The 6,180-nt window shown below is 43.1% G+C and carries 8 protein-coding genes and 1 pseudogene; all 9 read left to right on the forward strand.

Annotated features, from left to right (window positions below; translation table 11 throughout):
- Positions 1–95: 95 nt before the first annotated feature.
- The 9 genes and pseudogenes from ACLFWI_RS25230 to ACLFWI_RS25270 all read left to right on the forward strand — a co-directional run bounded on the left by ACLFWI_RS25230 (position 96) and on the right by ACLFWI_RS25270 (position 6,062).
- A complete protein-coding gene (locus ACLFWI_RS25230; protein WP_446415206.1) occupies positions 96–1,169 on the forward strand; it encodes a ParA family protein in 1,074 nt (357 codons plus the stop codon).
- Positions 1,153–1,659, forward strand: a pseudogene (locus ACLFWI_RS25235) (HEPN domain-containing protein); the annotation flags it as partial. The gene ACLFWI_RS25230 and the pseudogene ACLFWI_RS25235, both read left to right, overlap by 17 nt.
- Positions 1,660–1,661: 2 nt before the next feature.
- Positions 1,662–1,973 carry a nucleotidyltransferase family protein gene (locus tag ACLFWI_RS25240; protein WP_446407689.1) on the forward strand — a complete coding sequence of 104 codons (312 nt, stop codon included), beginning with the start codon at positions 1,662–1,664 and terminating at the stop codon, positions 1,971–1,973.
- Positions 1,974–2,085: 112 nt separating this feature from the next.
- The gene (locus ACLFWI_RS25245) at positions 2,086–2,298 is read left to right on the forward strand and encodes a HepT-like ribonuclease domain-containing protein (protein ID WP_446415209.1); all 213 of its coding nucleotides are present in this window, start codon (positions 2,086–2,088) and stop codon (positions 2,296–2,298) included.
- A gap of 121 nt (positions 2,299–2,419) precedes the next feature.
- Positions 2,420–3,295 carry an ABC transporter ATP-binding protein gene (locus ACLFWI_RS25250; protein ID WP_446415207.1) on the forward strand — a complete coding sequence of 292 codons (876 nt, stop codon included), beginning with the start codon at positions 2,420–2,422 and terminating at the stop codon, positions 3,293–3,295.
- Between the two features lie 253 nt (positions 3,296–3,548).
- Entirely contained in the window at positions 3,549–4,040 is a 492-nt protein-coding gene (gene scpB / locus ACLFWI_RS25255) for an SMC-Scp complex subunit ScpB (RefSeq protein WP_006105500.1), read from the forward strand.
- 149 nt (positions 4,041–4,189) lie between these two features.
- Entirely contained in the window at positions 4,190–4,558 is a 369-nt protein-coding gene (locus ACLFWI_RS25260; RefSeq protein ID WP_446407686.1) for a DUF760 domain-containing protein, read from the forward strand.
- Positions 4,559–4,883: 325 nt separating this feature from the next.
- Positions 4,884–5,228 (forward strand): TMEM14 family protein, encoded by a 345-nt coding sequence (locus ACLFWI_RS25265; RefSeq protein ID WP_446407685.1) that lies wholly within the window; start codon positions 4,884–4,886, stop codon positions 5,226–5,228.
- Positions 5,229–5,282: 54 nt separating this feature from the next.
- Complete coding sequence (locus tag ACLFWI_RS25270) at positions 5,283–6,062, forward strand: hypothetical protein (RefSeq protein ID WP_446415208.1); 780 nt, start codon at positions 5,283–5,285, stop codon at positions 6,060–6,062.
- Positions 6,063–6,180: the final 118 nt, after the last annotated feature.

The raw sequence follows: 6,180 nt of genomic DNA on the forward strand, positions 1-6,180 counted from the left end.
TGATTAAACTAAAAGTTTGGCGTAATAAGTCTGGAAAAGTCCGGCTCAAGCTATACTAAAGTCTAAAGTTGGAGAACTAAGAGGTGGTAAGTGCAATGGTTCAAAAAATTGCCCTCTTTAATCACAAAGGCGGAGTCAGCAAAACTACAACCACATTTAATCTGGGTTGGATGCTTGCCTCAAAGGGAAAAACAGTCATTCTTGTAGATACCGATCCCCAATGTAATCTAACGGGTATGGCTTTAGGGCAAGGAACAGAGAGCGGCGAGGAAAGAATTGAGGCGATTTACAGTACAGATTCAAATATTAGAACAGGGCTAACACCAGCCTTTGAGTCACAGCCAAGGGCTATTGAGGCAGTAGACTGCATTCCCATTGAGGGACAAGAGCGACTGTTTTTACTACCTGGTCATGTTGGTTTTGCAGAATATGAAGTCACGTTGGGAATTGCTCAAGAGCTAAGTGGCTCAATTCAGGCTCTCAAAAACTTACCTGGCTCTATTACAGATTTATTGAATAAAACTGCTGAAAACTTTAGTGCAGATTATATTTTGATTGATATGAGTCCAAGCTTAGGAGCAATCAACCAGAATTTACTAATGACCAGTGACTTTTTTATAGTACCGACTACAGCCGATTTCTTTTCGGTAATGGCAATTGATTCATTGGCTAAAATTTTACCAAAATGGTACGCATGGGGTAAACAGGCTAGTTCGCTTCCTGTATTGAAAGGAGCATCCTATCCATTTCCTGACATTACACTACGCTTTTTAGGTACTATTGTTCAAAACTTTCGGATCATTCGCGGAAAGGAAACGGCTGCGTTTGAAACATGGATTCAAAGAGTTGAAGAGGATGTTGCTAACAAACTGATTCCTGTTTTGAGGCAAAATAACATGATGCTTCCTGAACAACTTTATAGGGAGAATGGTATTGCTCAGAGTTGCACTCTTACAAAAATTCCCAACTTTAATAGTTTAATAGCTCTGTCACAGGAGCATCAAGCACCCGTCTATGCCTTGACACCTGAGCAATTACGTTCTGCTAAATGGCAGGGCAAAGTTGTAGTAAAGGCTCAAGAGAAGCAAAAACAATTTGAAAGCACATTTTCGGATTTAGCCGATAAGATTATAGGACTTACTTCTCCTTCCTATGCAGTCAGCGCTTGATCAATTCCGAATCAGCATTGCTCGTGTTCGAGATCTGATTTCTATTCACAACTCTGTCAAGGCTCAATCCACTCCCGCCCTAGATTTGTCAGATATTCTGAGAGCTGCTCTAGTTCTAGCTGTGAGCGCCTTGGATTACTATGTTCATGAAGTTGTAACTCTAGGAATGCTAGAAATTCACAGGGGTCAGCGTTCCGAACCTAATCCTCCACGCAACAGTTCTCAATCTGCATTTTCTCGTTTTCAAGTTTCCCTAGGTGGCGCACGACAAGAACGATTGATAGCGATGGATATTGCATCCTGGTTAAAGAATGAAATTCAACCAAGTCAAGGTTCCTCATTTTTGCAGCAATCTCACACAGTTTCGGCTTTGCTCCCAGTTATATCAAGTGGCATTTTGAACAGACTGAATAATGCCTCTTGGCTAGAAGATGAACTTCGAGAACGTCTTAGCTATCAAAGCTTTCAGCAACCTGATCCTTTAAGTAAACTATGCCTGTAAAAACCAAGTCTCAAGTATTCTCTCTCTTGTCTGAGCATCAACAAGAGTTACGGCGTTTTGGAGTCAAACAGTGTGGAGTGTTTGGCTCATTTGTTCGTGATGCAATCCACGACAAAAGCGATGTTGATATTCTGGTGGTATTTGAGCCAGACCAGAAAACTTTTGATAACTTTATGCACTTGTCATTTTTTCTAGAAGATCTATTTGGTAGAGCCGTTGACCTGATTACTATCGAGTCGTTAAGTCCTTACATCGGTTCGCGTATTCTAGATGAGGTTGAGTATGTCTGTGTCAGCGCGTGAGTATTTACAGCATATCCTTGACGAAACCACCTACATGATCACAAGCTCTAGGGGTCTGGATAAAACTACTTTTGTGCAAGACGAAACCTTGAAACGGGCTTAGGTTAGGAGCATTGAAGTAATTGGCGAAGCGGTTAAACAACTACCTGATACACTACGTCAGAACTATACCACAATTGAATGGCGTGCGATCGCGGGAATGCGTGACCGCTTAATCCATAATTACTTCGGCGTTGATTACGATATTGTATGGGACGTTGTTACCAGCAAAGTTCCTGAGTTAGATACGGAAATCCGAAAAATTGTCGAGCAGGAGTATCCATAGCTCGGCTAAATGAAACCTTACATCTTCTTTTTTCTCGTTCCCTATTAAGAAATCACTCTCAAACAAGATGACTGCCAAGATATGATGAAATGTAAAGTTGTCCTACTATGAGTCAGACCGAATGCCCTCTGCTGTTTGTGTCCAACACGTCCAAAAAACCTACGATAAAATTCCTGTGGTTAATGACCTCTCCTTCACTATCGAATCGGGAGAGATATTTGGTCTCCTCGGTCCCAACGGTGCGGGGAAATCGACGACGATTCGCATGTTAACCACTTTAACCCGACCCACTGAAGGGAAAATTGAGATTGCGGGTTACAATGTGGTGCGTCAATCGGCTGAGGTTAAGCAAAATATAGGCGTTGTGTTGCAACAAACCAGCGTTGATAACGACCTGACCGTTTGGGAGAATATGGAACTCCACGGACGTTTGCACCACATTGCCAATCCCCGACGGCAAACCCTGATTAACCAGTGGTTGGAGTACGTAGAATTAGCCCAAAGGCGGGATTCGCCCGTCAAAACCCTATCAGGTGGGATGAAGCGTCGCCTGCAAATTGCTAGGGCGCTACTCCACCAACCCAAAATTCTATTTTTAGATGAACCCACGGTGGGACTTGATCCCCAAACCCGTCGCCGCCTGTGGGAGATTATTCGCGATTTAAACCGCCAAGGGATGACTATGCTGCTGACGACGCATTATATGGACGAGGTGGAGGTGTTGTGTGATGCCTATGGGACAAGTCAGCCAGGACGCATCGGTATTATGGACTGTGGTAAGCTAATTGAACTGGGAACCCTGCAACAACTGAAAGCTAATCATGGTGAAGGGTTGCTGATGAAACAAATTGGCGATCGCTTCGAGTATAAGTTCTTTCCCACTCTAGACGATGCCAATGCCTACCTTGACAGCTTACCGGATAAAACGGGTATGATGGTTCGTCCCTCAAATTTAGAGGATATCTTTGTGGAACTGACGGGACGACAACTCGATTGATGAGCATATAGGTACTTGCCAATCCCCAATCCCCAATCCCCAATCCTTAATCCCTGATCACTCAACACTCGGTAAGGGCGGGTTTTGAACCCAAGTTATCGTCAACAGTTTGGGCGAATTCCCTCGCGCCCGCCCCTACACACCCAAAACTCAACACTCGGTAAGGGCGGGTTTTGAACCCAAGTTATCGTCAACAGCTTGAGCAAATTCCCTCGCGCCCGCCCCTACACATTCAACACTCAAAACGTCCCCAATGCCTCGTCTAGCGACCCAAATTGAAGCGATTCTATATTTAAAGGGCAAACCCTTGTCCCTGACGGAAATTGCTGAGTGTGCCAGATGCGATCGCTCGGCGGTAGAAGATGCTTTAATTGAACTGATGTCAGACTATGCCTATCGAGACAGCGCCCTAGAAGTCGTCGAGACACCAAAGGGCTATAGCTTGCAGTTACGGGCTTCATTTGCTACGTTAATGCAAAGTCTAGTGCCTGCTGAATTAGGTGTAGGAGCATTGAGAACCTTAGCGGCGATCGCAATCAAACAACCTATTGCTCAAACTGAACTGATCGACTTACGCGGTAGTGGTGCGTATCAACATGTTCAAGAACTCATCTCCCTAGGATTTGTCAGCAGACGCCGACAAACCGATGGTCGTTCCTACTGGTTGCAAGTCACCAATAAATTTCATCAACACTTTGAACTCGATAACCTCCTACCGTCCCTACGCACATCCTCTCAATCCTAAGCACCACTTCACCTGATCTTATCCTTGAGCCCCAAGCACAATCCTGAATTTCTTCCTTAAGAACTAGGACTGTTTAACCAAAGCACCAAGTCGGTAGCTAGTACAATCGTTTAGAGTAGAAACAAGTAAGTCACATCTTTTAATTTCTAATGGTATTTAACTCTGACTTCCTCAATTCTCCCCCTGAAGATGACGCAACCAACCAACTCCTGAACTATCTCCAACACCAATCCCCCGATGTGCTGTCCCAGGTTGCCAAATCTGCCAGCCCGGAAATTCAGCAAATCATTTCCCAGAATGTCCAGGGACTGGTGGGTATGCTTCCGTCTGAGAGTTTCAATGTGCAAGTGACCACAGATCGCGAAAATTTAGCTGGATTGTTGGCTTCGGCGATGATGACGGGCTATTTTCTACGTCGCATGGAACAACGTATGGAACTAGAAGACAATATGACTGACACTATAAATTGGCATGGGCAATCCCATTACAACGACCACTCTAACGGTTCTTCCCTCTAAACTCATTCGCAGTAAAAGCCTAATAGAGTCATGGAAAAGCTATTCCCCCGTCTAATGAAGACGGGAGGCGGGGGATTGGGCTGCCGTAAATGGCAGTCGTTTTTGTAGGATTTACTACCATAGCGCGGCGGAAGCAACTCACCCGTTAACCATAGACGAAAAAGCAGATATAGCTGTCGCCCCCCAGGTTAAGACTTTCTACGGCTGAAACGAGAAGTTATCCGTAAGAACCCTTCTGCCTCCTCCCAGGTAGCGCTACTAGAGTATAATTAATACGATAAATTAGTGGATAGTCAGTCTTGATATCCAGCAAAATTTTCCTAACATGAACAACTTATTGCCAATTATTACCGGATTTGTTTTAATCTACGCTTTATTGGTCTTGGCAGGTGGCGTAATTGGGTATGTCAAAGCCAAAAGCCAAAAATCCCTAATTTCGGGTATCAGTAGTGGTCTGGGACTGTTGGTGGCTTGGTGGCTTTGTCGGATTATCCCCGTTATGGGACTCGGACTCGCCACATTAATTTCTCTAGTGTTATTTATCGTTTTTATTATTCGCCTTTTCCGCACCCGCAGCTTTATGCCTTCTGGCATGATGATGGTTTTTTCGCTAATGGCTACCGTACTCTTTTCTGTAGGATTATTAGCAGCAGAGGGTTTCTTGCAATAGAAGAGTATCTTTTCTCAATAACCCGGATGCTTAAGCAAAGTAGCAGGCGATAAGATGATAAAATCTTTCAAAACTCCTTATGTTGTACTTCCTGTCTTATTGGGCTGCTGCTTTTTCATATATTTCCTCAGTTCGGGTCAATATCCTTGGCTCAAATCCTTTTCTTTAGATATTGCCTCAGAAATTACTGGTATTCTAATTGTCGTCTTTTCGATTGATCGGGTCATTGCGATCGATCAAGAAAATCAACGCAGAAAACTAGAATCTGTGGCATTCCTGCAACTAAGGAGACCGATTCGACGTCACTTTTATTTATTTTTTAATATGTTTAAGGCGGCTATTGCCGAAAAACCCGATAAAGATTATCAAACAGTCGTTGATTTATTTGACCATACATTTTTTGAAGAATTAGCGTTTCTAGATTTTTCCAAACCAGCCCCTGTGTTGGGCGCAATTGAAGCGGATTGGTCAGATTATCTATTACGGGAATGCTCGCAGTTTAAGGATTCCTTAAACCGCACTATGGAAAAATACTGTTTATTTTTACAACCTGAACTTATTGAATTGATGGAAGAAGTTATTAATTCTCCATTTCTTTGGATTGTCTTCAATGCGCCTGTAATTCGGCAATTCAGTGCCAAAAATAATACATCAAGTTCTTATAATTTATTAGCCAGACAAGAAATTCGGGATTTACTGAAAGAGTATATTCAACTTATTACAGCGTTATTAGAGCAATATAATCAAAGAGTTCCCGAAGACAAGCAAATTAAAATTTCTGATGAATTATGGGCAAAGGAAGTTCTACCAAAAATTGGTAGTGGTCGAATCTAAGTAGGTGGACAGAATTAACGTGAACGGTGAAGATCGTCATTCGTCATTTGTCATTTGTCATTTGTCATAAGCTGTTCGGCATTTAAACCTTAATATCAATAATGGCGCAATCCTTGTA

This window comes from Coleofasciculus sp., from assembly GCF_046539235.1.
GTDB lineage: Bacteria > Cyanobacteriota > Cyanobacteriia > Cyanobacteriales > Coleofasciculaceae > Coleofasciculus.